The organism is Virgibacillus sp. NKC19-3 (assembly GCF_019837165.1).
Lineage (GTDB): Bacteria > Bacillota > Bacilli > Bacillales > Amphibacillaceae > Virgibacillus_L > Virgibacillus_L saliphilus.
The window spans coordinates 743450-768171 of record NZ_JAGYHC010000001.1 but is presented as its reverse complement, the minus strand read 5'-3'; the positions used below and the strand labels follow the sequence as shown (position 1 = coordinate 768171).

Here is a 24722-nt window from a genome sequence, read left to right as displayed (position 1 = left end):
AAGTTCAGAAGATTGGCTTTTACTGTTTCTATACGGAATCGATGTCAAGACTTAACATCTTAAATATCCCAACATCTTTTTATTTAAGTTGAAAAATTCATCTATAAAACGAAAACAGTAGTCGAGCGACTAAGCTAAGTTCGAATCTCCTGGAAATAAAATCCCTTGGCTCTTTCTAGCCTTCTCCAGTTCATCTGCGACATGGCCGCTTCTTTCCAATAACCAATCATGATACACACTATCATTCGTTTCCACCATTTTCACAAACGCTTCAATCTCATACACCATGTCCAAATCATATTGGGACTGTGCAAGCTCACGGGTTTCCTTCGATGTTAGATCATACAACTTCAACGATTGAATTGGAGCAAGATGATCCATGGTCAGTGTCCCATTCTCTCCATGAATTTCGGAAGGGATCATACCTTGAGCGATTTTCGAACACATAATGGTTACATTGAAATCCTCATACGTGACCATTAATGTCCCACTTCCATCAATCCCATTTGATAGAAACACAGGGAAATAATCAACGTTCGTTGGTTTCCCGAACAAATCGATTGCCATACTTAACGGATAGACTCCCAGATCCATTAATGCCCCACCCGCAAACTCCTTAGAAAATACATTTGGAACGCTCCCCTCCTTGTAAGCATCATAGCGCGAGGAATACTGTATGTACTGCAACAATACACTACGAACCTGTCCTAATTTTGGTAATGTATTTTTTAGCGTTTTATAATTAGGAGAAAATAAGTGTCTATATCCTTCAAAAATAAATACCCCTTGCTTTTTTGCTTGCGTCTTTATTTCATCTAATTGTTGCTTTGTATATACCATCGGCTTCTCACAGAAAATATGCTTTTTATATGCCAGACAATTTAATACATGCGCCACATGTATGCTATTTGGTGAAGCAATATAAATATAATCCGTTTCTTCTTCTAGCATTGCATTCATGTCCGTATACCAGCTTTTCGCCCCATTTTTCTCAGCAAATGCTCTAGCTTTTTCAGCTGAACGTGAATATACAGATGTAAGCGTTGCTTTCCCTGTTCGATGAGCAGCTGCAATGAACGTTTCTGTTATCCAGCTTGTTCCAATTGTAGAAAATTTCAACCTGAATTGCCCCTTTCCTCTTGTGATTCTTCTGATTGCTCTTCATCCGGATGAGGATCAATCGAATGCTTATACGCATATCCCTTGGACAGCGTCAATAGTGACAACAACAGGACTCCTACTACAGCAATAATGGAAATAATCCCAACAAGTAAATAATCTCCCATTTTAAACCCTCACTTTACCTAATACGTAGACGTTGCTTATTGTTATCATATCTTGCTTTCTATCATTCTGTCTATTCATATAAACTTATTCGTAAATGGAAAAATGACATGCATATTTGTGCAAATTTTATCTATTTACAAGCAAATCAAAATTAAACGGAGGATTTTTCGGTATATGCTTCACTCATTCTTTTAACCAAAGAATTTGCGGCCATTTTACAAATAATTTATAAATATTGGATTTGTACGAATGAAAATTTACCTATAACATAAGATTATATTGCTCGTTAGAAAATTTGGCATTCTGAAGCCACTCCAATAATGCTTGGATTGTCAAGAATCCCCCCTTCTATCCTGCAGTTTTTTTTTCGAAATTGATAGGTGATTTATACCTAGGAACAAAAGCGCAGACATTTATACTTTCTTAGCTTTTTAAACAGTCTTTTCACTACTAGCGAAATTATTTTTTCAAATTTAAAGGGAGGTCATTTAGAAATGAAAAAATCATTACTTATTTTCTTATTTTTGCTAACGATTGTTGTACTAGCAGCTTGCGGGGGATCAGATGAAGAAGCAGGCGGAGATAATGGAGGCGGGGAAGGCAGTTCCCAACCAGATGATAAACTAGCAGAATTACAGGAGTCTGGTACAGTTACAGTTGGTTTTGCCAATGAAGAGCCATATGGTTACCAAGGAGATGACGGGGAGCTAAAAGGAGCAGCCGTAGATATAGCGAAAGCCGTATTTGCAGAGCTTGGGGTAGATGATATGGATTCACAACTACAGGATTACAGCCAATTAATTCCTGGATTAAACGCAGGACAATATGATGTTGTTACTTCGGGAATGGCAATCACACCAGAGCGTTGTGAGAATGCGATATTTGCTGAACCGGAAATGGTGTATGGTGAAGGGCTTGTTGTTCAAGCAGGAAACCCATTAGGTATAGAAAGCTATGAGGATATTGCTGAAAATCCTGATGTTAGGGTTTCAGTCATGTCTGGTACAACAGAAATTGGCTATTTGGAAACAATGGGGGTAAGTGAAGATCAAATAACAAATGCTCCGGATATTCCAGCAACCTTTTCTGCTATTCAAGCAGATAGAGCTGACGTTACAACGGCAACAGAAATGACGCTTAGACTGGCCATGGAAACGTCTGATGAATCACAGCTTGAATTCGTAGAGAACTTTGAGCAACCGGATATTGAGGGTGTGCCAAGCTGGGGAGCACCGGCATTCCATCCGGATAATACCGATCTTCGTGACGCCTACAATGAAGCACTTCAAGATTTAAAAGAAGATGGGACGGTAGAGGAACTCCTGGAAGCAAATGGATTTGATCCAGACAGTAACTCCGTGGCTGCTGGAGAAATTACAGCAGAGTCCGTATGCAACGGAGAAAATTATTAATTTACATTAAAAACGTATGAAAATAGTTGCTCCATAGGGTCTGGCTCCTCGCCCGAGGAGAACTGGACCTATATTTTTTCACATCCAATACGACAAAGGAGTGATTACCATTAATGCAATCATTGATATATTCCCGGTGTTAATGCAAGGAATTACCATCACAATTACTGTTCTTCTTGCTTCTGCCTTTTTTGGATATCTGATGGCATTTATTGCCGGATTATGCCGCCTTTCAAATAATATTGTACTTCGTAAATTCACCGGTTTTTATGTAGAAATATTTCGTGGTACTTCTTTAATCGTCCAATTATTCTGGTTATTTTATGCCATCCCTATTCTTTTTGGAATTGAACTTGGCAGTAATTGGTGGGCAGGTGTTATTGCTATTGCCTTAAACTACGGCGCATACATGTCTGAAGTCGTACGCGGGTCGATTCTTTCTATAGCGAAGGGGCAAACGGAAGCTGCCACAGCACTTAATATGTCTCGCTTGCAACGAATGCGGCTTGTTATTTTCCCGCAAGCTGTACGTATGATGTTACCGGAGTTCGGGAATTACCTTATCCAGATGTTAAAAGCTACATCCCTCGTATCGTTAATTGGTATGACAGACATATTATATTACGGTGATATTTTAAGAAGCAACGATTTGTCACAAGCACCAATGGTGTACCTGTTAGTGCTCGTATTCTACTTTATTATGGCACTCCCACTAATATGGCTAACCCGGAAAATGGAGCAAGTTTCCAAGAAGGGAGTGGCTAACTAATGAATAACAATAGCTGGAGCTGGGAGACATTTGCTGATGCCTTCCCTATCGTTATCCAGGGGATTGGCATAACGTTGGGGCTAACCATTGCGTGCTACTTATTTGCATTAGTATTTGGCCTTGTTTGGACACTTTTAAGAAGAGTACCCAATAAACCCTTCAACTGGGTGATTACATGGATAATGGAATTCATTCGTTCCACTCCGCCACTTGTTCAATTATTCTTTCTTTATTATGCATGGCCGATGATCCCTGTTGTCGGGGTAGCCTTAAGTCCATTTACAAGTGCTGTATTAGGTCTTGGAATACATTTTAGTACATATATTGGAGAGGTCTACCGTTCAGGAATCGATGGTGTTGATAAGGGGCAATGGGAAGCTTCTCGTGCATTAAATTTTTCAACGAGGCAGAAATGGACTAAGATTGTATTACCACAAGCGATACCACCCACCATTCCGATGCTTGGAAATTACTTGATTATCATGTTTAAGGAAGTTCCACTAGCATCAACCATCGGTGTTGTAGGTATTTTGCAAATGGCGAACGATTACGGAGCGCAACATTGGACATATATAGAGCCATTAACCATTGTGGCAATTCTATTCCTGATATTGAGTTATCCATCTGCCATTCTAATTAAAAAATTAGAGAATAGAGTAAATGGAAACTTCAATAAAAAGTCAGCACTAAGTACCATTGAAAAAAGGGGAGCAGCCTAATGTTAGAACCTATTGTACAATTTAAAGATGTTCACAAATCATTTGGTGATGTGAAAGTATTAACTGGAATTGACCTGGACATTAAACCGGCTGAAAAAGTGGCTGTTATTGGACCAAGTGGTTCTGGTAAAACGACAATTATTCGTATGTTAATGACATTGGAGACACCAACATCAGGTGACATCATCGTCGATGGCGTCAATCTTTGGAAGATGGAAAAGAACGGTAAAATGGTCCAAGCAAATGAAAAACATCTACGAGAAGTACGTGACAATATTGGGATGGTGTTCCAGCATTTTAATCTATTTCCGCATATGACTATTTTAAAAAACTGCATGTCGGCACTCATCCATGTTCGTAAATCCGATAAAGAAGAAGCACGGAAGCAATCTGCTGAAATGCTGGAAAAGGTTGGGCTTGGTGATAAGCTGGATATGTACCCAAGTCAACTCTCCGGTGGACAGAAGCAGCGGGTAGCAATGGCACGGGCATTGGTGATGCGTCCAAAAGTGATGTTATTTGATGAAGTAACTTCAGCACTTGATCCTGAACTTGTTGGGGAAGTGCTTGAAGTCATTCGAGATCTGGCAAAAGAAGGTGAAATGGCAATGATACTCGTCACCCATGAAATGGAATTTGCACTTGATATTGCCGATAAAGTCTTATTCCTGGATGATGGGGTCATTGCTGAGCAAGGATCTCCAAGCCAGGTGCTGGAGCATTCAACAAATGAACGCCTGCAAAGCTTTTTGCATCGTTTTAGAAGATAGAATAGTGTCTCTGTCATATGTGGCAGGGACGCTTTTCATTTATGTGGTGTTGAAAAGGAAGCGAATGGACCGAAGCACGTGCCAGAAAACAGCTATCAGGTACATGCTTGCACTCGATTGGCTCGAATCATATACTTGAGATAGACTATCAGGTACATGCTTGCACTCGATTGGCTCGAATCATGTACTTGAGATGAGCTATCAGGTACATGCTTGCACTCGATTGGCTCGAATCATGTACTTGAGATAGACTATCAGGTACATGCTAGGACTTAATTTACCCGAATCATGTACCTGAGAATGGACTCTAAGTTTATCCCTCTCCGTTCAGTCGCATAGACTGATTTGTCTACCTGTTCAACCTCACAAAAAAGCTACAGGCTCCTCACTGAGCATACCTGCAGCTTTTCCTATTATGTTCATCAGTCTTCCCCAATAATCTTCACTTCGCGTTCAAGGTTAACGCCGAATTTTCCTTTTACCGTATCCTGCACATGGTGAATTAAAGCAATGTATTCTTTTGCTGTTGCATCATTTTTATTTACAATGAAACCAGCATGTTTCAATGACACTTGGGCTCCTCCGATTTCTTGTCCCTGAAGTGCGCTGTCCTGAATTAATTTCCCAGCAAAATAGCCTGGTGGACGTTTAAATACGCTTCCACACGACGGATATTCCAATGGTTGCTTCGATTCACGCTTATAGGTTAGATCATCCATCATTGCTTTTATTTCCTCGTATTCACCTACTTTTAATGAAAATGTAGCTTCTAATACGATATATCCCTTTTCCGGTATGTTACTGGCGCGGTATGTGAGGTCCAGTTGCTCAGCAGATAGATCCAGGAGGGTTCCTTCTCGATCAACAACCTTTGTACGTATGAGAACATCCTTAATTTCTCCACCATACGCACCTGCATTCATAAACAATGCGCCACCTACAGAACCTGGAATGCCACAAGCGAATTCCAAACCAGAAAGTTTCACGCGTAATGCTTCCCTGGAAACATCGATAATTCTAGCGCCACTTTGTGCAACAATGATCGCCCCATCTGTTTGAACGGAGGTCAGCTTTTTCAGATTCATGACAATTCCGCGAATCCCTCCATCTTTAACAATCAAATTAGATCCGTTTCCAAGTAAAGTAAATGGAATTGTTTCTGTATTTGCAAGCTTTACAATTTCTTGCACTTGTTCATATGTTTCTGGTGTTACTAAAAAATCAGCCTCTCCGCCAAGATGAGTGTACGTATGATTTTTTAAAGGTTCATTCACCATCACATTTGTCTCTGGTGTTAGCTTTATTAATTTGTCGTACATATGATGATAATTTACCACCTATATCATTCCTTTAGAAATTTTTCCGTTTGTATTTGATTATATTCATCTGTACTATTGTAAGTTATCTGCGATCATCTTGCCACAGAAAAGAATGAATTATTTTATCAACCTGCTTACTTTCATGCAGAGCACTATGTCCAAGACGCTTGTTTTCAATCATAATCTCTTCCAATTGATGACTCGGTACAATGGATTGTATGGCTTGTACACTCTCCGGCATGGCCACTGTATCTCCTGTACTGCCAACACTAAGCACATTCGTATTTTCCGGAATCGTCTTATCATGCAGCAGCTGGAGCGCAAGGGAATCCGGTTTTAAATCGATGGCTCCTGCATCCTGATGAATTTGAAAATATTCATGGCTGTAAATCCCATTAAAAGGGCTGCCGATCGTAACCAGTTTAGTTACATTCGGATATTCTCCTCCCGCATAATCCTGCAAATACTGCAAACCAGTAATTCCGCCCATCGAGTGGCCTACAAGGTTAATAGAATCAATAGAATAAGACTCCTTCATATGATGTAAAGCGGAAGATAACCAATATGTTGTATCATCAATACTAGCTCGGTTATTTTCAAAAACCACTTGTACAAATGCTGGCTCCTGTTTCCCTTTATTCAAATTGTATTCCTCTACCCTGCCTTGGGAGGAAACATAATATACCAACGCTTTATTTCCCCATTGGTAGGAGTTTTCAAACCGATCCAACATAAAGCCAAATGAGTTGGATGTTCCTTTATAACCATGAACAAACACCGTTGGATCCCCGCTGTAATGTTCCGATTTGGCTTTACTTGGTGTATATAAAATAGTAATAACACCTACAATCATAATTAAAGATGATGTTAAACTTATAATGATTTTCTTATTCAAACATTTTCCCCTCACTTACTGAACCCATGTTTATAGTGGATGTCAAAAAAGCCCGTAAAAATAACACCTCGATGAGACAAGCATTTACACGCAGTCCCAAATGTTTCCGGTGGGACGAGCTTTTAGCGCAGTCCCAAATGTTTTCGGTGGGACGAGCATTTACGCGCAGTCCCAGAACGTGGCGCACTTAACCTCGGTCCTTTTATCCCCTTTTTTGAGCACACACTTATACAATAATTTTCCTCTCTTTATTATACCATGTATTAGCAGTTATGAGGAAGGCGATTATGTGAATGATGATATTAGATTTGCAATCGAATGAAACGTCGGCTTACGGTTCGCAAAAGTAGCCACATATTTAAATCCAATGGCTTCAAGCATTTCCAGCGATTCTTTAAACTGATAGGCCACTGTTGTTTCTATATGAGAGTCGGAGCCTAATGTTACTATTTCGCCACCGCATTCTTTATATAAATGTAAAATATCCACACTCGGCATGCCACCTTCCAGACCATATCGAATTCCGGATGTATTTAATTCAATCCCCTTGCCCTCTGGAATAATTTCTTTGAAAATAGCTGCGAGGATATCATGAAAATTATTACTGCTTTTTTCTTTCGTATATCGTTTAATCAAATCAACATGTCCTAATACATCAAAGTTTTTATAGTTTTTCACACAATCCAGAAGCTCCTCATAATACGCTTGATGTGCCTCATTTACGGTATAATTTTTTAAAAAAGATCCGGAATGTAAGTCCTTTCCTTCAGCTGTATGCATGGAACAAATGACAAAATCAAACGCCCTCTCTCGCATTAGTGTTTCATATCGATGTAATAAATGAGGCTGCACGCCAATTTCGATTCCCTTTTTTATTCGAAGTCTTCCAGCATAAGCAGCTTGCATTTCTTTTAATTTTCGATCATATTGATCCAAATCAAATTCGAAATGAATGGTGGTATCCGGGTAATCGTAATCGATATGCTCGGTAAAACAGACTTCCTTCAGACCCAATTTTATCGCTTGTTCTATTGTATTTTCCATTGATGTCTCACAATCAGCGGAAAAATTACTATGAATATGATAATCAAACATGAAAATTCTCCTTATTTTTTATTGACTTTTTTCTGTATACTTATTAGAATACTATATAACTTTACTTAAATAAAGCAATAAAGTGATAAAGCGAATGGGAAAGGAGATTTACCATGCAACCATACATGATGGATAACGGTCAGCATACGGGGGTTGAAGATTTTCAGATAAGAGATAGGCTTATAGAAACGCTCAGGACTCGCTTTACTACTTATGGCTATAAACAAATACGGACCTCTACATTTGAATCATATGATTTGTATGCAGATTTTCCTGGAACGGTAAATAAAGACGAAATGATAAAAGTTATTGATACTTCCGGAAAAGTGATGGTACTAAGACCTGACGTGACCATCCCGATAAGCCGAATGACAGCATTAAACAGCACCAACCATCCGCGCGTTTTCTATGTACTGGATGTTTTTCGTCAAACCTTCACTGAGGATGACCAAAAAGAGAGAACTCAAGCTGGGATTGAATATTTTGATGCAAACACGCCTCAAAGCAATGCTGAAGTACTTATGCTGGCGGTCCATACATTGAAGGATTTAGGCTTTTCTAATTTTAAAATAGAAATAGGCCATGCAGGTTTTTTTAAAGAACTGGTAGAACAAGCAGCTATTGAGCAGGAAGATTTAAATGTATTACTGGAACTCATTCAATCAAAAAACACCGTAGAAATAAAGCCTTTCCTGGAGAAACTACCTATCGCCTCAGATATACGAGCAGCTATACAGGCGATACCACTGTTGTACGGCGATCCCTTAAATGTGATAAAACAGGCAAAAGAAATTATTCAAAATGAGAAAATGCAAGCAATTCTAAGGAACCTTATCCATGTTTACGACGTACTGAAGGATTATCAGGCAGAAGATAATGTCGTGTTCAACCTTGGCTTAGTTAATCATATGGATTATTATACTGGTATTATCTTCCAAGGGTTTGTAAACAACGTTGGCAAACCTGTGTTGATGGGTGGAAGATATGATAATTTGATCGTGCAGAACGACGAGCAAACGCCAGCAATTGGTTTTGCCTTTGAGGTTGATTATCTCGTAGACGCACTGCATCAGCAAAATTTAGCCAGGCAGCAACACTCTCCTGCAGATATGGTGATTTATTACGAGATTGATAAACAAAGAGAAGCTTTAGCTATGTCTTATCAATTACGGGAAGAGGGCTATCAAGTCCTAACATTTCCAAACGACACAAACAAGGAAGTTAAAGCCCTGTATACAGTCCATTATATAAATAACCAGCAGTTGGTTTGCCGGAACAACAGAACGCAAGATTTCACGAATGCAGATGAACTCATTGCACTGCTTCAAAACGAATAGGGGGAATTTGGAAGTGGAAGCAATAACACTCGCCATGGCCAAAGGACGGACAACGGAAAAAACAATGGCGCTTTTGGAAGCTGCAGGTATATATTTTACAGATATCAACGAGAGTAGTAGAAAATTAGTCTTTTATAATACGGATGAAAGCATTAAATTAATATTTGTTAAAGCCGTCGATGTCCCGACATACGTGGAGAAAGGAGCAGCGGATATCGGGATCGTGGGGAAAGACAATATTCTCGAAGCTCAGACGGATGTATACGAGATGCTTGATCTAAAACTAGGAAAATGTAAATTCGTGGTTGCCGGAAAACCGGGTCAATATCCGGATAAAAATCTTACAATCGCATCCAAATACCCAACCGTTGCCAAAAAACATTTTCAGAAAAGAGGGACAGCTATTGAAACCGTGAAATTAAATGGATCGGTTGAACTTGCCCCACTTATCGGATTGGCTGATTTGATTGTCGATATTGTGGAAACAGGAAACACCATTAATGAAAATGGATTGACCATTTTCGAAGAGTTAGAGGATATTAGTACAAGATTAATTGTTAATAAAGCAAGTTTTGCTACGAAGTCTGCATCTATCGATTATTTTATAACCAATTTAAAATCTGTCTTGGAGTGATGATACATGAAAATAATAACGGCAGAAGCGTTCAGAACCGTTGATGAGCGTACTTCCATACAAACGGAGGATACGGAACTGGATCAAACTGTATTAGAGATAATACAAAAAGTGAGGGAAAATGGAGATGAAGCGCTATCTGCCTACACTGAAACGTTGGATGGCGTGAAATTAAATGACCTTATCGTATCCGAACAAGAATTTGATGAAGCCAGACAATGGGTTGATTCCGAATTTCTAACGTCTATCCAACAGGCTAAGGAAAATATCACCATATTTCATCAAGCACAAACCGAACAATCATGGTTTCTAAATCAAGGCACCGAGATCATGCTGGGACAAAAAGTGACGCCATTAGAGACCGTGGGTGTCTATATACCAGGTGGGAAAGCCGCTTATCCTTCCTCGGTTTTAATGAACGTGATACCAGCAAAGTTAGCCGGTGTGGAAAACATTCAAATCGTTACTCCTCCACTTAAAAACGGGAAAGTAAATCCCTATGTGCTTGTTGCCGCAGCAGAATCCGGTGTTGATAGAATTTATAAAGTTGGGGGTGCCCAGGCAATCGCTGCACTTGCTTATGGCACAGAAACAATAGAAAAAGTTGCAAAGATTGTTGGCCCTGGGAATGCTTATGTTGCTAGAGCGAAAAAATGGGTGTTCGGCGATGTAGCTATCGATATGATTGCGGGACCTAGCGAAATTTGCGTAGTAGCAGACGAAACAGCCAATCCTACATTTATCGCTGCGGATCTACTATCCCAAGCAGAGCATGATGAATCAGCAAGTGCAATATGTGTCACAACAAGTGCAGAGTTAGCCGATAACGTAATCGCAGAAATAGAAAGACAGTCTGCCACCCTTGAGCGAAAGGCAACCATTCAGCAATCGTTGGATCAAAATGGGAAAATAATTATTGCAGAAAATATAATCGATGCACTCTCCGTTGCTAATGAAATTGCGCCTGAACATCTGGAACTAATGGTTGAAAATCCATCTGAAAAATTACCATACATTAAACATGCCGGAGCCATTTTTCTAGGAAATTATACTCCCGAGCCTTTAGGTGATTACTTGGCGGGGCCAAATCACACCTTACCAACAAATGGTACGGCTCGATTCGCATCTCCACTTGGTGTCTATGATTTCGTGAAAAAATCAAGTGTTATTAGTTATTCACAAGAGGCATTGCTTAAAAGCGCGGATCAAATTAAAACATTAGCAAATACAGAAGAACTAACCGCACATGCAAGTGCCATTGAAGTCAGAAAGGATGATCTGGATGCGTAAATATACGCTGAATAGAACAACGACCGAGACAGCAATTGATTTGGATTTTACGATTGATGGTACGGGACATTCTCAGGTCGATACCGGTGTTGGTTTCCTCGACCATATGCTTACATTAATGACCAAACATGGTTTATTTGATCTTCAAGTATCATGTGTTGGAGATTTGGAAGTAGATCAGCACCATTCTGTAGAAGATATTGGAATTGTCATGGGCCAAGCCTTTCATCAGGCACTAGGAAATAAAGAAGGCATTACACGTTATGCAACAGTCACTTCGCCAATGGATGAGGCCTTAGCTACGATTTCATTGGATATCAGCGGACGTCCCTATCTTGTGTATCATGTTGAAGGACTAAAGGATAAGGTTGGTGTATTTGATACCGAATTAGTAGAAGATTTTTTCCTAGGGTTTGTGCGTCATGCAGGCGTAACCCTTCATATTAATCTCGCATACGGGAAAAACGCACACCATATTATCGAATCAATTTTCAAAGGCTTCGGCCGAGCACTAGATCATGCCAGTCAGAAAAATGAAAGAATGAAAGGAATCCCCTCAACAAAAGGGATTTTATAGTGGGACACAGGGACAGGTCCTTTGTCCCACTTTCCTTCTGATGTAGCAGGGACAATGGGCCTGTCCCCTTGTCCCTTGTGGAACTATTAGCAGTAAGGGGTGTAATTTATGATTGCAATTATAGACTATGGTGCAGGCAATGTTAAGAGTCTACAATTTGCTTTAACAAAGGAAAATATGGATTCTTGTTTAACCACAGATCCTAAAAGGATCCAAAACAGCAAGGCCATCATTCTTCCTGGAGTCGGGGCATTTAACGATGCCATGGAAACACTTCATAAGTTAGGATTAATAGAAGTGTTAAAACAGGAAGTGGCTGCTGGCAAGCCGGTGCTCGGGATTTGTTTAGGTATGCAGCTATTTTACGAGACTAGCTATGAAGACGGCTCATGGGATGGGCTTGGCTTGCTTCAGGGTGAAGTTAGCCGTATTAGCAGCTCCGTCAAGGTTCCACATATGGGATGGAACAATATAACACAGGAAAAAGAAAGTCCTTGGTTTACTTCCATTACTGACAACGCGTATGTGTATTTCGTCCATTCCTATGCCGTCTCAAGCTTTCGAGAAGAAACATTACTGGCAAGCACGGATTACGGTGGAAAAGTTCCTGCCATCGTACAAAAGGACAATATTACCGGCATACAATTCCATCCGGAAAAAAGTGGAACAACAGGAATGCAGCTTTTACAAAACTTCGGGGAGATGATGTCATGATTCTTTTTCCAGCAATTGACATTAAAGATGGAAAATGCGTCCGCCTAGTTCAGGGTGATTACAAAAAAGAAAAAATCTATAGCGAAGATCCAGCAGAAATTGCAGCAAGCTGGGAGGCACAACTTGCTGCGTATTTGCATATCGTTGACCTTGACGCAGCAAAAACGGGAGAAACCAGCAATAAAGCGTTAATCAAAGCGATCACAGATCAAACTTCCATCCCAGTTCAAATCGGAGGTGGCATTCGTTCCTTAGAAATCATTGAAGAATATATCACTGCTGGGGCCGATCGGGTCATCATCGGAACCGCAGCTATTCATGACAAGGAATTTTTAAAAAAGGCTGTACAAACATATGGGGATAAAATAGCCGTATCCATTGATGCACGTCATGGCTATGTTGCTACAGATGGTTGGACAAAAACAAGCACCATAAAAGCTATTGATCTCGTTAAAGAGTTAGAAGCTACTGGAGTCCAGACGATTATTTATACCGATATTGCAAAAGACGGGATGTTGGAAGGTCCGAATTTCAGTGAATTACAGACGATGAATGAGGCATCCTCGATGAATGTTATTGCCTCAGGCGGAATTACTTCCCAGAGCGACATCGAGCAGTTAGAACATTTACATCTACATGGAGCCATTATCGGAAAAGCTTTATATGATGGGACATTAGATTTTGAAACAATCATGGGTGGTGATCGAAATGCTCGCTAAACGAATTATCCCCTGCCTGGACGTCGACAATGGCCGGGTTGTCAAAGGAAAAAAATTTCAAAATATCCAGGATGTTGCGGATCCTGTCGACTTGGCTAAACAATACAATCAAGCTGGCGCCGACGAGCTGGTTTTCTATGATATCACTGCATCTAATGAGGATAGAGATATTTTCCTGGATGTTGTTGAAAAAGTTGCAGCAGAAATTGCGATCCCTTTTACAGTAGGGGGTGGCATTCGCACGTTGGACGATATTCATAACGTCCTGCGCGCAGGCGCAGATAAAGTGTCCATCAATAGTGCTGCTGTTAGCAATCCAGCACTTATTCGAGAAGCGGCCTTGAAATTCGGATCACAATGTATTGTGTTATCCATTGACGCAAAAGAAGCAACTGCGGATGCTTGGCAAGTATATACCAAAGGGGGCCGTAATAATACATGTATGGATGTGATCGAGTGGGCACAACGAGGGGAGCAACTTGGCGCAGGTGAAATCGTTGTAAACGCCATGGATGTAGACGGCGAAAAAAATGGTTATCATCTGGCCTTAACAAGAGCAATTGCAGATTCGGTTAATATCCCTATTGTAGCCAGTGGCGGCGCGGGGACAAAAGCACATTTCTACAATGTATTAAAGGAAGGCGGTGCAGACGCTGCACTAGCAGCATCTGTTTTTCACTACAGCGAAATCCAACTACCAGCATTGAAAAAATACCTGGAAGCAAAAGATATCATCGTAAGGAGGGATACGTAATGGAAGTAAATATGAAACAACTTACATTTGATGAACATGGGCTTATACCAGCAATCGTACAGGACGCAGAAACCGGAAATGTACTAACCCTGGCCTATATGAATGAAGCCTCTATCCTGAAAACCATCCAAACCAATGAAACATGGTTTTTCAGCAGAAAACGTCAGGAGCTTTGGAATAAAGGTGAAACTTCCGGAAACAAACAACAGGTTAAAAAAATAACATTTGATTGTGACACTGATGCACTATTAATCCAAGTAAAACCACTGGGGCCTGCGTGCCATACCGGAGCGGATACATGCTTTCATCAGGTACTGCATGAACAAGAAGCAGTCACGACGGACGTCATACACACCATCGCCCGCAAAATAAAAGCGCGTCGCCAGCAACCTGTTGAGGGATCCTATACTACCTATCTTTTCCATGAAGGTATCGATAAGGTTCTGAAAAAAATAGGCGAAGAAGCAAGTGAAGTTATCATCGGTGCCAAAAATACAAGCAAAAAGGAAGTGACATGGGAGATTTCAGATCTCATTTACCACAACCTTGTGTTAATGGAATTACTAGATGTGCGCATCGAGGATCTCAAAAAAGAACTTCATAGCAGACATATTCAAAAAGAAGGGCATGCAAATGAGTAACTTTTGGAGCACACTTGCAAAACGAACGGAACCTTACGTACCTGGTGAACAGATGGACAAGCAAGACATCATCAAGTTGAACACAAACGAAAATCCATATCCACCATCACCAAACGTGATTGATGCGATTAAACATGAGCTTGACCAGAAATTAAATCTATACCCATCACCCACTGCCGATCAGCTAAAACGGGACATTGCTACGTACTATAATCTATCACAGGATAACATTTTTGTTGGAAACGGATCTGATGAGGTATTGGCATTTTCCTTTATGGCTTTTTTTGAACCAGGAAAAGCCATTCGCTTTCCAGCTATTTCATATAGCTTTTATCCGGTTTATGCCAAACTATTCCAGATTTCCTATGAAGAAGTCCCCTTAAACAGGGATTTCACATTACCTGTAGAAGCTTTTTTTCAATCGGAAGGTGGCGTCATTTTTCCAAATCCAAATGCGCCTACGAGTATCTATTTGGATTTGAAAGGTGTTACGGAGATCTTAGAAAATAACCCGAATCAGGTAGTGGTTATTGATGAGGCCTATATTGATTTTGCATCAAAATCTGCAGCATCGCTCATTCATCAATACGATAATGCACTTATCGTACAAACCATGTCAAAATCACGATCACTCGCAGGTCTCCGGATTGGATTTGCAATGGGAAATCCCGATCTTATCGAAGCATTAACTCGGATAAAGGATTCATTCAATTCCTATACGCTGGATCGACTCGCTATTGCCGGTGCAGAAGCTGCTGTAAAAGATACTGACTATTTTACAGCTACCATCGAAAAAGTAATCCATACGAGGGAATGGGTGGTAACAGAAATGAAAAAACGTGGATTTTATGTTCTCCCCTCCCAAGCAAACTTCATTTTTGCAAGTCATTATCATCGAACAGCCGAAGAGGTCTATACGAAGCTTAAACAGAATGATGTGCTTGTACGGCATTTTAAAAAACCGGGTATCGATAACTATCTGCGTATTACAATTGGAACGGATGAAGATATGGAAGTTTTCTTTCGTAAATTGGATACAATAATGAACTCGTAGTAAATTAGACAGATGAAATTTGAGTAACCTATTCTATAATGCTAAAATAGAATTACTATACAGTATTCTGGGAGAATTATTTATGAATCCGTTCAAAGCAAAAAAAGGTACACCTTTATATAAACAAGTATACGATTGGATAAAAGCTAATATTGATAGTGGTCACTTTGAAATGGGGAGGCAACTCCCTCCCGAACCCACGTTAAGCAGGGACTTAGGAGTCAGTCGTTCCACGTTGCGCCAAGCACTTCAACTATTGATTGACGAAGGTATATGTTACCAGCAACAAGGAAAGGGTACATTTATTCATAGTAAACGCTCACGGTATGAATTAACTGTTTTAACCAGCTTCACGGAACAAATGATGGCGAAAGGGAAGCGTCCTTCTTCTAAATTACTTGAATTTACTACAAATCTAGTTCCTGACTCTTATCTTCAGTTAAAGCTAGGGTTAACAGCAAATGATAGAATTATAAAAATCGTACGTCTAAGATTTGGCGATGATGTTCCGATGTCATTGGAAACAGTATATATCGATGAAAAGCTATGTGTGGGCTTAGAAAAATATGACCTGTCTAATAAGTCCATGTACCACATTATTGAAAATGATTATAATCATCCTGTTCTTAATGGAAGTATTTCTATTGAACCAGATGAAATAACCGAAAAGGAAGCCACATTATTAGAGGTAACCTCTAATAAATCTATTTTACATATGGAAAGTATTAATTATACGAGAAATTCACGTCCTCTTTTTATTACGTTTGCAAGATATCCCAAGGACCGCTACATATTCACGGTAAACATGCCAAGAAGAAGATGATATATAATTTCAATCAACAAAGGAGCTATTGAAGGTAGCTCCTTTGTTGATTACTTTATGATAAAAATTGTTTTACTGCATCCTGTGCTGACTTCTGCACCATTTGATCAATAGAGGTTCCTACTACAAGAATATGAACACCTGTATTCTGAAAGGCCTGATAGTTTTCTGTATTTATTCCACCTTCTGCAAGCGTTGGAACGGATACCGATGAAACCAGTGCTTCCAGTCTTTCACGAATTACTTCAGGTATTTCTCCAGCTGCTACACCTCCATAACTCATTCCCGTCATTAATCCAATCATATCTACACCAATGTTTTCCATCTTTTTTGCTGTAGCAGCAACTTCTTCCGCAGTTGATGCCGGTAGTCCAAATGGATGCTTATCTTCTGGATGGGCAATATAAGCATCAACCAACAACCCGTAATGATGAGCAGCCTTTACAATTTCTTCTAAATCATCTATATCGCACTTATGCGTGTGCAGGCCATCTGTTCCGGCAAGTGACATATTATAAAAGTCTTCTTGTGAAATGGGAACGGGCTTTTCTTCGGTAAATCCTCCGGGAATCCCTACTGTAATAAAAGGCTCTTCACCGATTACACCCCTGACTCCACTAACAACCTTGGCCATTTCCGATAATTCCACTTCATGCCGGATATGTTCCGCATCATGCATATTATCAACACCTTTATACCCTTTGGCAAGTGCTACTGCCGGATGATTGGGTTCAAGCATTTTTACACCGGATTCAATAACTGCTTTTGCCACTCTCGCATCGTCCCCAGTTATACCAGTGCTGAGAATCGTTTTTCCGCCATGTTCCTCAATGGCATTCCATACTTTCTGTATAGCAACTTTTCTTTTTCTTTCCATATCTCCTTTAAACATACCAAAACTCCTCTAGTTATTTTTTAAATCGCTGTTTTTACCAATTTTATTTGCTATTAATGTTATCGTAAATGCTGATATTATTGTGATCAACATTGCAATAGTCATACCTAAAATGTTATTGGAAAGGAATGGGGCAGCAAATGATGGCACATAAGCCGTTCCTCTCGCATTAAATAATCCGATAAACAATCCTCCCAAACCGCCAGATAGGATAGCGCCTCCAAAAATCAACTTATTGGAAAACATAAAAGGATATGCAGATTCTACATACGTTCCAAATCCCATATTTACTAAAAACCCAGGTAGAGCAACAGCTGATTCACCTTTTTTCCGCGGAAAAATAATATTTGCCAAGTTTATTCCAGCTGCAACCATGGTCAAACCAACAATATCAACAGCACCTAAAAAGCTCATACCGGCATTTTCCATTTCTAGCAAAATGATTGGCAATATCGCCGCGTGGTAGACACCGCCTAATATAGCCGGCCATATAAGTAGACCTGCTACAGCACCAGCGAGAATAGGGCTTACTCCAATTGTTGCTTCAATTAATAATCGAATTTGTTCTCCTAAATACAGTGCAATTGGAGAAATCAATTCATAAACAAATAAACCGGAAATTAAACCTGCAAATCCACCTGTCACGATATTCACTGTGGTCATTGGAAAATTCCAGGAAATTGCTCGTTGAAAAATGTAATGTGCTAGAATTCCAGCTAAAATACCAGCAACTAAACCACCGATAATACCGCCTTCTACAGATAATACACCCGCGACAACTCCAGCTACTATACCGACTTCATCAAGTCCGGAAATTTGTTTAGCAGCAATAGCGGATAGTACTACCGGAAGGGCAGAAATTAAAAGGTCAAATACGTCACTCAAACCCTCTAAACCTGGTATCTTACTTATAGCCAAAATAATGGCTAATGATATAAAAGCAGGCATTGCAGCCATCATGATACCACGGAACTGTATCCGCTTAAATGGACTGTCAGATCCACCACTATCCGTTGATCCTATGGAAGGACTATACTTGATCCCCCAATATTTTGCCAGATTACTAATAAATGATATGGCTCTTGTACGATTTGTTGTTCCTGTAGTTCCAGATGAAGAAATTACATTACCCCCCATGGCATTTGTATTTGCCATTGAAGTACCACCTGTACCAACAATTGGAAGATTTTGCTGTGCTGCTGCTTCTAACGAATTTTGGTTCGAACCTTCAGGGTCCGCGCTCACTAACACAACCCCGTCAATCAGCCCATTTTTTATATCTTCTGCGATTTTCTTATCTTTTTCTTCGGCAAACTGATTGATTTCTTCTAAACTGGCGCTTTTTTCTCTGATTGCAACTCCTGCTGTTTCATCCCATTCATACAATGATGCATCTGTACTGTTGGAAACTTTGTCCATGGAAGCGGAAGCAGCAATAAATTGTATACGGGCAACTTGAATATCCGCTTTATTTGCTTGCTGAACAATTTCCCCTAATAAAGAATCTGGATCCTTTCCACCCAAATTATAAAGATTCCCACCACTACTTCCCAAGATAGCAATACGCTTCTCATCCAATATAATCACCACCTTTTTAAAAATACATACATATATTGTACGTACATATATTGTATTCGCTATCATATTTTTTGTCAATAAAAGCTGCGAAATATGTCGAAAATTGTTAAGTAGAAATCATCTGATAAATAGACTGAAAAACTAGAGCAATCAGCGAGAAATATGTAAAATGCGAATCTCTCCCTTTTTTTCCCTCCGCATACTTTTCTAGAATCAACTCCAGGTAAATCCTCATCTAAAAACGCTCAGAATACGGTACCACCCCCCGAAAGTTGAAGTGAAAAATCTAACTTTCGGGGTAGTCACCTACCTCTGAGCGTTTTTACTACTATATTGTATTGTTTAATCTCACTACGACGTTTAAACCAGGGTTTCAACTTCTGCTTGTTCTTTTAATTCTTCTAATTTCGTTTGCAATTGTTCCTGTGATTTCGTCACTGTCAGCTGCTCTCTAATCTGTTCTTCTACTTCTTCTAATTCCCCGACTTCGTCACTTTGTTCTGCTAGCTGATCATAGTATTCCTTTATTTCTTCATCCGTTACTTCAATATCAAATTCAGATTCTATATATTTGGTTGTGCGTATATCCTTGGTTAATTGGTCTTTAAGATCTTCTTCTGTTAAGTGAAACTGATCCAAGACTGACGTCAATTGTTCCCCAGCCTCTTCTTCCATTGCTTCATATTCAGATTGAATTTCATCATTGGTGACTTCTATGCCTTGTTCCTCAGCTGCTTGCTTGATTAATTCTTGTTCTACGAGCATATTAACCGTAAGTTCTTTAACCTGATCCTGTTCATCGGAGGCTTGCTCATCCTGCTGCAGAGACATTTTTACTTGTGGATATAGGGCGTTATATTCATTTCCTTTTATTTCAGTGCCATTTACATCTGCTACTGATTCATCTTCCTCTGCTTTTTCCTCATCCGTAAATTCTATCGGTTCTTGTGCTGATGGCTGCGCTTGCTCTTCTGTGTTTTCACCATTTGATCCTTCCCTTTCCTGTGAGGAGGGATCATCTTCTCCACAGGCAGCTAATACGATCGTTATACTTAACGTCAACACTAATATGACAAGGTTTTTCATTTATTATTCCCTCATTTCAAGTCAATGTCCCTTTATTCAAACACAAAGCCTCTGCATCTTTCAAGGGTGGGTTATTGGTATAAATTCACTAAAAAGCGCGGCTAAAAAGGATTCCGAAGGGTTGTTTACATTTGAATAACACATTTAACATAACACCCTTATTTCTGCCACAATCAATTGGCAATGAGGGGGAACATAAAGGAGAAGGCCTTTTTCTAAAAAATCATTACGTTTGTCTCAAAAGTAACAATATGTTCGAAAACAGCACTAAAAAAAAGACAACCCATAACGATGGATTGTCTTTTTTCTTCGTTTACTCCAAACTTGCATCAATTTCATTAATCATTTCAGATACAGAAGCAAGTCCACCTCCGGATAGGTACCAGTAATCCGGGTCCAGATAAAAGATATTATCATTTTCATACGCTTTCGTGTTTTTAATTAAGTCATTTTCCACGATTTGTTCTGCTGCTGAATTATCGTCAGTAATAGCAGCGGTTCTATCGACAACGTATAGGAGATCTGGGTCTTCTTCCATGACATATTCAGGCGATACATTCATGCCATGTGTTGAAGCTTCAATACCCTCATCAACTGCCGGAACACCAAGCACATCATGAATTAATCCAAATCGAGAGCTTGGCCCATATGCACTGATTTTATCATCATTTGCTAAAATAATCAGACCGTTTTCCTCATTTTCTGCTGCCTTATCATTTACAGAAGCAATCGAATCTTCAATACGAGTTAATTCTTCTTCTATCTCCGCTTCTTTTCCAAATATCTCTCCAACGGTTTCCATGTTTTCTTCAAATGAATCCATGTAACGTGTGGTATCTACGCCAAGATGGATGGTCGGAGCGATTTCTTCCAATTGATCCGCTACAGATGCCTGTCGTCCGGAAATAATAATCACATCCGGGTCGATTTCTGCAACTTTATCAAAATCTGGTTCCTTCAAGCTTCCTATATTTTCGTAAGTATCACTTTCATATTTTTCTAAATACGAAGGAATGTTTCCTTGGGCAACACCAGCTACGTCAACACCTAATGTATCCAATGTATCTAAAATCCCAAAATCAAAAACGACAACATTCTCCGGGTTTTTAGGTACTTCCGTTTCGCCAAGCTCATGGTTTACTGTAACAGTTTCATTTGTTTCTTCACTGGTTTCTTCCCCTTCGGCGTTTTCTCCTTCCCCTTCACTGCTTTCTTCAGATGAACCACAAGCGGCAAGTACCATTAGGAAAAGACTCATGATCAACAATAAGGAAAATCGTTTCATCTTATCTGCTCCTCTACAATGAAATAACGTTATATTTAAATTTTTTATGTCTATTCAAGCAAATAGATTTACCTCCTTAAAAAAGTAAGGTAAAATTAAAAATGTAGGTTTCCTTTATATCGGAAGTGATCTTAGGAGCACTTCCATATAAGGGATTTTTTTATGGAAAGACGGTGCATGTATTTATATTATCCCCCCTCTTTTAAGCAGTACCGATACAACTTATCACCTCCTTTACGTTTCGATCAATTTTTTCCATTGGTTAAAAATATACACAAATGCGGCGATTATCGATTTCTTTTATATCAATATCCATATCATAGATATCCTTCAATACACATTTATCAATAACATCACAAGTGGGTCCATGCTTGACTATTTTCCCGTTTTTGAGTGCAACAATATTGTCCGAATAACAGGAAGCAAAATTGATATCATGAATGACAATGACAATCGTTTTACCGAGTTCATCTACAAGCTTGCGCAATGTTTTCATTATCGACACAGAGTGGCGCATATCCAAATTATTTAATGGCTCATCAAGCAAAATATATTCTGTATCCTGTGCGATAATCATAGCAATATGCGCACGTTGCTGTTGCCCACCACTAAGTTCATCAAGGAATTTTTCCTGCATATCGCCAAGCTCCATATAATCAATAGCCTGATCTACCTTTTCCCAATCTTCTTTTTTCAATTTACCCTGAGAATAAGGAAAACGTCCAAAGGACACAAGCTCGCGAACCGTCAGTTTCAAATTGATGGCATTCGACTGTTTTAATATGGAAATTTTCTTTGCGAGCTCATTATTCTTGGATTCTAAAATGTCTTCTCCATCAATCGTAATTTCCCCATCATCTTTCGCAATAAGCCGACTAATCATCGAGATTAACGTACTCTTTCCTGCACCATTAGGGCCGATAAACGAAGTAATAGTCCCCTTTTCTATTTTAACGGAAACATCTTCTACAACCCTTTTCTGGTTATACGTTTTGACAACGTTTTTAATATCTACCATGATTTATTCTCCTTTAACAAAAGATATATGAAGTACACGCCACCGACAAAATTGATAATAACACTAATTGTCGTTTGAAATGTGAATATGTTCTCTACAACAAATTGTCCGCCAAGTAGTGCAATGATACTGATTAACATAGAGCCAATGATAATATAAAAGTGACGGAACGTTTTTAAAAATTCATATGCCAAATTTACGACCAGTAGTCCAAGGAACATGATCGGACCAATGAGTGCTGTTGCTATAGAAATTAATACAGCCACAATAATCAGTAATCGCTTCACGACATAATTATACGGAACACCAAGATTAACCGCTTGATCCTTCCCTAATGCCAATACATCCAAGTACTTATAAAAACGCATAAAGTACAATCCGACGAACAACACAAGTACAATAGAGAGATAGATAAGATCTGTATTCACATTGTTCACACTTGCAAACATACGATCCTGAGCCATTGTAAATTCGTTTGGATCGATCAATACTTGCATGAAATCCGTGAAGCTGCTAAAGAATGTTCCTAAAATCATACCAATTAATAAAAGGAAGTAAATGTTGTTCTTCTCCCCTTTAAAGAGAAAACGGTAAAGCAATAATGAAAATACCACCATAATTCCAATCGAGATCAAGTAATTAATATGGCTGCTCATCATGACAATAGAATTTGCACCAAATATGAAGATAATAATTGTCTGCAGCAGCATATACAGGGAGTCAAGCCCCAGTATACTTGGGGTTAAAATCCGATTATGCGTTATTGTCATAAAGATCGTTGTTGCAAAAGCGATTGCACCACCTGTCAGAACGATGGCCGTTACTTTAATAACTCTTCTTGGTAAAATGTAGCCAATATTTCCACTCAGGTCATAAAAAATAAATAACAATGCTAGTAATACTGTAATGACGACAAGGGCAGTTAACTTTTTCTTATAATCCATATTTCTTTCTCCTTAACAATAGGTAGAGAAATATACCGCTACCTATAACCCCTACGGTTAAGCTGATTGGAATCTCATATGGATAGATGATAATTCTACCGATGACATCACACATTAAAACAAATACGGCCCCTAGCAATGCAGTATGTATTAAGCTTTTCTTCAGGTGATCACCCTGGTAAATCGTAACGATATTTGGAATGATTAAACCAAGAAATGGTATCACCCCAACCGATAGTACCACGGAGGCCGTTACTAGTGCCGTGATAATCAAGCCAAGATTTACAACCTGTCGATAATTGAGACCTAAGTTTTTGGAAAAATCCTCTCCCATTCCTGCGATTGTAAATTTATTTGCATAAAAATACGCTAAAATGAGAATGGGGATACTGACAAACATCAATTCATAATTTCCACTCATGATCATCGAGAAATCGCCTTGCATCCATGATGACATGTTTTGTATAAGATCATTCTGATAGGCAATAAAGGTTGACACAGAACTAATTATATTACCAAACATTAATCCGATTAGTGGGATGAATATCGCATCTTTAAATTTAACTCTCTCTAAGATGTTCATGAATATGAAGGTACCTAAAAGTGCAAACCCAAAAGCCACAAGCATTTGCTGAAATTGGCTAGCTGATGTAAAAATCAACATGGAAACAAGAATTCCAAGCCTTGCGGAATCCAATGTTCCTGCAGTTGTTGGAGAAACAAATTTATTTCTGCTTAACTGCTGCATGATTAAGCCACAAATACTCATACTCATCCCTGCAATTAAAATACTTAATAACCTGGGGATTCTGCTAACCAATAATATTTGTGCCTGACCTTCTGTTAAACTGAACAGATCTAGTGGTGTCATTTCAGAAACACCAAGAAACACAGATGTAACTGAGAGAATAATAAGTGCGATAAATAAGTATCTTAATTTCATAGACCGACCTTCTCTAGAAAAACTTCCTCTTAACCACGTTTGTAAAAGGCCTTAAAACGTGTTTTTCTATTACTCCCCATTTGTTTTTGACTATATATAACGTGGTTATTAATAATAATTATTACCTTTTAATCAATCTAATTAAGAATGATATTCATTATCAA

26 protein-coding genes are annotated in these 24722 nt (G+C 39.2%); 14 read left to right on the top strand and 12 right to left on the bottom strand.

Annotated features, from left to right (window positions below; translation table 11 throughout):
- Window positions 1-129 precede the first annotated feature (129 nt).
- Complete coding sequence (locus tag KFZ56_RS03925) at window positions 130-1119, bottom strand: Gfo/Idh/MocA family protein (protein ID WP_222640381.1); 990 nt, start codon at window positions 1117-1119, stop codon at window positions 130-132.
- Window positions 1116-1286 carry a YtzI protein gene (ytzI, locus tag KFZ56_RS03920; RefSeq protein ID WP_222640380.1) on the bottom strand — a complete coding sequence of 57 codons (171 nt, stop codon included), beginning with the start codon at window positions 1284-1286 and terminating at the stop codon, window positions 1116-1118. The genes KFZ56_RS03925 and ytzI overlap by 4 nt, the downstream gene beginning before the upstream one ends.
- A gap of 495 nt (window positions 1287-1781) precedes the next feature.
- Between ytzI and ehuB the strand changes: the two genes are divergently transcribed.
- The 4 genes from ehuB to ehuA all read left to right on the top strand — a co-directional run bounded on the left by ehuB (window position 1782) and on the right by ehuA (window position 4957).
- Window positions 1782-2699: an ectoine/hydroxyectoine ABC transporter substrate-binding protein EhuB gene (gene ehuB / locus KFZ56_RS03915; protein ID WP_222640379.1), complete on the top strand. Its 918-nt coding sequence runs from the start codon at window positions 1782-1784 to the stop codon at window positions 2697-2699.
- Window positions 2700-2808: 109 nt separating this feature from the next.
- Complete coding sequence (gene ehuC / locus KFZ56_RS03910; RefSeq protein WP_222643887.1) at window positions 2809-3468, top strand: ectoine/hydroxyectoine ABC transporter permease subunit EhuC; 660 nt, start codon at window positions 2809-2811, stop codon at window positions 3466-3468.
- Window positions 3468-4187, top strand: a complete 720-nt coding sequence (gene ehuD, locus KFZ56_RS03905; RefSeq protein ID WP_222640378.1) for an ectoine/hydroxyectoine ABC transporter permease subunit EhuD — start codon at window positions 3468-3470, stop codon at window positions 4185-4187. The genes ehuC and ehuD overlap by 1 nt, the downstream gene beginning before the upstream one ends.
- On the top strand, window positions 4187-4957 hold the full coding sequence (ehuA, locus tag KFZ56_RS03900) for an ectoine/hydroxyectoine ABC transporter ATP-binding protein EhuA (RefSeq protein WP_255584824.1): 771 nt from the start codon (window positions 4187-4189) through the stop codon (window positions 4955-4957). Before ehuD ends, ehuA begins: the two co-directional genes overlap by 1 nt.
- A 422-nt stretch (window positions 4958-5379) precedes the next feature.
- On the opposite strand, the gene murB is transcribed toward ehuA, so the two are convergent.
- The 3 genes from murB to KFZ56_RS03885 form a co-directional block, all read right to left on the bottom strand.
- Window positions 5380-6276, bottom strand: a complete 897-nt coding sequence (murB, locus tag KFZ56_RS03895; RefSeq protein ID WP_255585283.1) for a UDP-N-acetylmuramate dehydrogenase — start codon at window positions 6274-6276, stop codon at window positions 5380-5382.
- A gap of 82 nt (window positions 6277-6358) precedes the next feature.
- On the bottom strand, window positions 6359-7171 hold the full coding sequence (locus KFZ56_RS03890) for an alpha/beta fold hydrolase (RefSeq protein WP_222640376.1): 813 nt from the start codon (window positions 7169-7171) through the stop codon (window positions 6359-6361).
- Between the two features lie 285 nt (window positions 7172-7456).
- On the bottom strand, window positions 7457-8266 hold the full coding sequence (locus tag KFZ56_RS03885) for a histidinol-phosphatase HisJ family protein (protein WP_222640375.1): 810 nt from the start codon (window positions 8264-8266) through the stop codon (window positions 7457-7459).
- Window positions 8267-8379: 113 nt separating this feature from the next.
- Between KFZ56_RS03885 and hisZ the strand changes: the two genes are divergently transcribed.
- The 10 genes from hisZ to KFZ56_RS03835 all read left to right on the top strand — a co-directional run bounded on the left by hisZ (window position 8380) and on the right by KFZ56_RS03835 (window position 16809).
- A complete protein-coding gene (gene hisZ, locus KFZ56_RS03880) occupies window positions 8380-9603 on the top strand; it encodes an ATP phosphoribosyltransferase regulatory subunit (protein ID WP_222640374.1) in 1224 nt (407 codons plus the stop codon).
- A gap of 13 nt (window positions 9604-9616) precedes the next feature.
- Complete coding sequence (gene hisG / locus KFZ56_RS03875) at window positions 9617-10237, top strand: ATP phosphoribosyltransferase (protein ID WP_222640372.1); 621 nt, start codon at window positions 9617-9619, stop codon at window positions 10235-10237.
- 6 nt (window positions 10238-10243) lie between these two features.
- Entirely contained in the window at window positions 10244-11527 is a 1284-nt protein-coding gene (gene hisD, locus KFZ56_RS03870; RefSeq protein WP_222640370.1) for a histidinol dehydrogenase, read from the top strand.
- The gene (gene hisB / locus KFZ56_RS03865) at window positions 11520-12104 is read left to right on the top strand and encodes an imidazoleglycerol-phosphate dehydratase HisB (protein ID WP_222640368.1); all 585 of its coding nucleotides are present in this window, start codon (window positions 11520-11522) and stop codon (window positions 12102-12104) included. The genes hisD and hisB overlap by 8 nt, the downstream gene beginning before the upstream one ends.
- A 108-nt stretch (window positions 12105-12212) precedes the next feature.
- A complete protein-coding gene (gene hisH / locus KFZ56_RS03860) occupies window positions 12213-12818 on the top strand; it encodes an imidazole glycerol phosphate synthase subunit HisH (RefSeq protein WP_222640367.1) in 606 nt (201 codons plus the stop codon).
- Window positions 12815-13537, top strand: a complete 723-nt coding sequence (hisA, locus tag KFZ56_RS03855; RefSeq protein WP_222640366.1) for a 1-(5-phosphoribosyl)-5-[(5-phosphoribosylamino)methylideneamino]imidazole-4-carboxamide isomerase — start codon at window positions 12815-12817, stop codon at window positions 13535-13537. Before hisH ends, hisA begins: the two co-directional genes overlap by 4 nt.
- On the top strand, window positions 13527-14291 hold the full coding sequence (gene hisF, locus KFZ56_RS03850) for an imidazole glycerol phosphate synthase subunit HisF (protein WP_222640365.1): 765 nt from the start codon (window positions 13527-13529) through the stop codon (window positions 14289-14291). Before hisA ends, hisF begins: the two co-directional genes overlap by 11 nt.
- Window positions 14291-14932, top strand: coding sequence for a bifunctional phosphoribosyl-AMP cyclohydrolase/phosphoribosyl-ATP diphosphatase HisIE (hisIE, locus tag KFZ56_RS03845; protein WP_222640364.1), 642 nt, complete (start codon window positions 14291-14293; stop codon window positions 14930-14932). The genes hisF and hisIE overlap by 1 nt, the downstream gene beginning before the upstream one ends.
- A complete protein-coding gene (hisC, locus tag KFZ56_RS03840) occupies window positions 14925-15986 on the top strand; it encodes a histidinol-phosphate transaminase (protein ID WP_222640363.1) in 1062 nt (353 codons plus the stop codon). Before hisIE ends, hisC begins: the two co-directional genes overlap by 8 nt.
- An 82-nt stretch (window positions 15987-16068) precedes the next feature.
- Window positions 16069-16809 carry a GntR family transcriptional regulator gene (locus tag KFZ56_RS03835; RefSeq protein WP_222640362.1) on the top strand — a complete coding sequence of 247 codons (741 nt, stop codon included), beginning with the start codon at window positions 16069-16071 and terminating at the stop codon, window positions 16807-16809.
- Window positions 16810-16864: 55 nt separating this feature from the next.
- Here the strand turns inward: KFZ56_RS03835 and KFZ56_RS03830 are convergent, their stop codons facing one another.
- The 7 genes from KFZ56_RS03830 to KFZ56_RS03800 all read right to left on the bottom strand — a co-directional run bounded on the left by KFZ56_RS03830 (window position 16865) and on the right by KFZ56_RS03800 (window position 24558).
- Window positions 16865-17701 (bottom strand): beta/alpha barrel domain-containing protein, encoded by an 837-nt coding sequence (locus KFZ56_RS03830; protein ID WP_222640361.1) that lies wholly within the window; start codon window positions 17699-17701, stop codon window positions 16865-16867.
- A gap of 12 nt (window positions 17702-17713) precedes the next feature.
- Window positions 17714-19282 (bottom strand): PTS sugar transporter subunit IIC, encoded by a 1569-nt coding sequence (locus KFZ56_RS03825; protein ID WP_222640359.1) that lies wholly within the window; start codon window positions 19280-19282, stop codon window positions 17714-17716.
- Window positions 19283-19642: 360 nt separating this feature from the next.
- Complete coding sequence (locus KFZ56_RS03820; protein WP_222640357.1) at window positions 19643-20368, bottom strand: SurA N-terminal domain-containing protein; 726 nt, start codon at window positions 20366-20368, stop codon at window positions 19643-19645.
- A 313-nt stretch (window positions 20369-20681) separates the two neighbouring features.
- Window positions 20682-21653, bottom strand: a complete 972-nt coding sequence (locus KFZ56_RS03815; RefSeq protein WP_222640355.1) for a siderophore ABC transporter substrate-binding protein — start codon at window positions 21651-21653, stop codon at window positions 20682-20684.
- 262 nt (window positions 21654-21915) lie between these two features.
- Window positions 21916-22671: an iron ABC transporter ATP-binding protein gene (locus KFZ56_RS03810; protein ID WP_222640354.1), complete on the bottom strand. Its 756-nt coding sequence runs from the start codon at window positions 22669-22671 to the stop codon at window positions 21916-21918.
- Entirely contained in the window at window positions 22665-23615 is a 951-nt protein-coding gene (locus tag KFZ56_RS03805) for an iron chelate uptake ABC transporter family permease subunit (RefSeq protein ID WP_222640353.1), read from the bottom strand. Before KFZ56_RS03805 ends, KFZ56_RS03810 begins: the two co-directional genes overlap by 7 nt.
- Entirely contained in the window at window positions 23605-24558 is a 954-nt protein-coding gene (locus KFZ56_RS03800) for an ABC transporter permease (protein WP_222640352.1), read from the bottom strand. The genes KFZ56_RS03805 and KFZ56_RS03800 overlap by 11 nt, the downstream gene beginning before the upstream one ends.
- Window positions 24559-24722: the final 164 nt, after the last annotated feature.

What these genes read in the sequence shown, in the direction of transcription:
- hisA (WP_222640366.1), top strand. Translation starts at nt 12,815, where the DNA reads ATGATTCTTTTTCCAGCAATTGACATTAAAGATGGAAAATGCGTCCGC.
- KFZ56_RS03835 (WP_222640362.1), top strand. Translation starts at nt 16,069, where the DNA reads ATGAATCCGTTCAAAGCAAAAAAAGGTACACCTTTATATAAACAAGTA.
- murB (WP_255585283.1), bottom strand. Translation starts at nt 6,276, where the DNA reads ATGTACGACAAATTAATAAAGCTAACACCAGAGACAAATGTGATGGTG.
- ytzI (WP_222640380.1), bottom strand. Translation starts at nt 1,286, where the DNA reads ATGGGAGATTATTTACTTGTTGGGATTATTTCCATTATTGCTGTAGTA.
- hisB (WP_222640368.1), top strand. Translation starts at nt 11,520, where the DNA reads ATGCGTAAATATACGCTGAATAGAACAACGACCGAGACAGCAATTGAT.
- KFZ56_RS03885 (WP_222640375.1), bottom strand. Translation starts at nt 8,266, where the DNA reads ATGTTTGATTATCATATTCATAGTAATTTTTCCGCTGATTGTGAGACA.
- ehuB (WP_222640379.1), top strand. Translation starts at nt 1,782, where the DNA reads ATGAAAAAATCATTACTTATTTTCTTATTTTTGCTAACGATTGTTGTA.
- hisH (WP_222640367.1), top strand. Translation starts at nt 12,213, where the DNA reads ATGATTGCAATTATAGACTATGGTGCAGGCAATGTTAAGAGTCTACAA.
- KFZ56_RS03820 (WP_222640357.1), bottom strand. Translation starts at nt 20,368, where the DNA reads ATGAAAAACCTTGTCATATTAGTGTTGACGTTAAGTATAACGATCGTA.
- hisD (WP_222640370.1), top strand. Translation starts at nt 10,244, where the DNA reads ATGAAAATAATAACGGCAGAAGCGTTCAGAACCGTTGATGAGCGTACT.
- KFZ56_RS03830 (WP_222640361.1), bottom strand. Translation starts at nt 17,701, where the DNA reads ATGTTTAAAGGAGATATGGAAAGAAAAAGAAAAGTTGCTATACAGAAA.
- KFZ56_RS03805 (WP_222640353.1), bottom strand. Translation starts at nt 23,615, where the DNA reads ATGGATTATAAGAAAAAGTTAACTGCCCTTGTCGTCATTACAGTATTA.
- hisF (WP_222640365.1), top strand. Translation starts at nt 13,527, where the DNA reads ATGCTCGCTAAACGAATTATCCCCTGCCTGGACGTCGACAATGGCCGG.
- ehuD (WP_222640378.1), top strand. Translation starts at nt 3,468, where the DNA reads ATGAATAACAATAGCTGGAGCTGGGAGACATTTGCTGATGCCTTCCCT.
- hisZ (WP_222640374.1), top strand. Translation starts at nt 8,380, where the DNA reads ATGCAACCATACATGATGGATAACGGTCAGCATACGGGGGTTGAAGAT.
- hisIE (WP_222640364.1), top strand. Translation starts at nt 14,291, where the DNA reads ATGGAAGTAAATATGAAACAACTTACATTTGATGAACATGGGCTTATA.
- ehuA (WP_255584824.1), top strand. Translation starts at nt 4,187, where the DNA reads ATGTTAGAACCTATTGTACAATTTAAAGATGTTCACAAATCATTTGGT.
- KFZ56_RS03800 (WP_222640352.1), bottom strand. Translation starts at nt 24,558, where the DNA reads ATGAAATTAAGATACTTATTTATCGCACTTATTATTCTCTCAGTTACA.
- KFZ56_RS03810 (WP_222640354.1), bottom strand. Translation starts at nt 22,671, where the DNA reads ATGGTAGATATTAAAAACGTTGTCAAAACGTATAACCAGAAAAGGGTT.
- hisC (WP_222640363.1), top strand. Translation starts at nt 14,925, where the DNA reads ATGAGTAACTTTTGGAGCACACTTGCAAAACGAACGGAACCTTACGTA.
- KFZ56_RS03815 (WP_222640355.1), bottom strand. Translation starts at nt 21,653, where the DNA reads ATGAAACGATTTTCCTTATTGTTGATCATGAGTCTTTTCCTAATGGTA.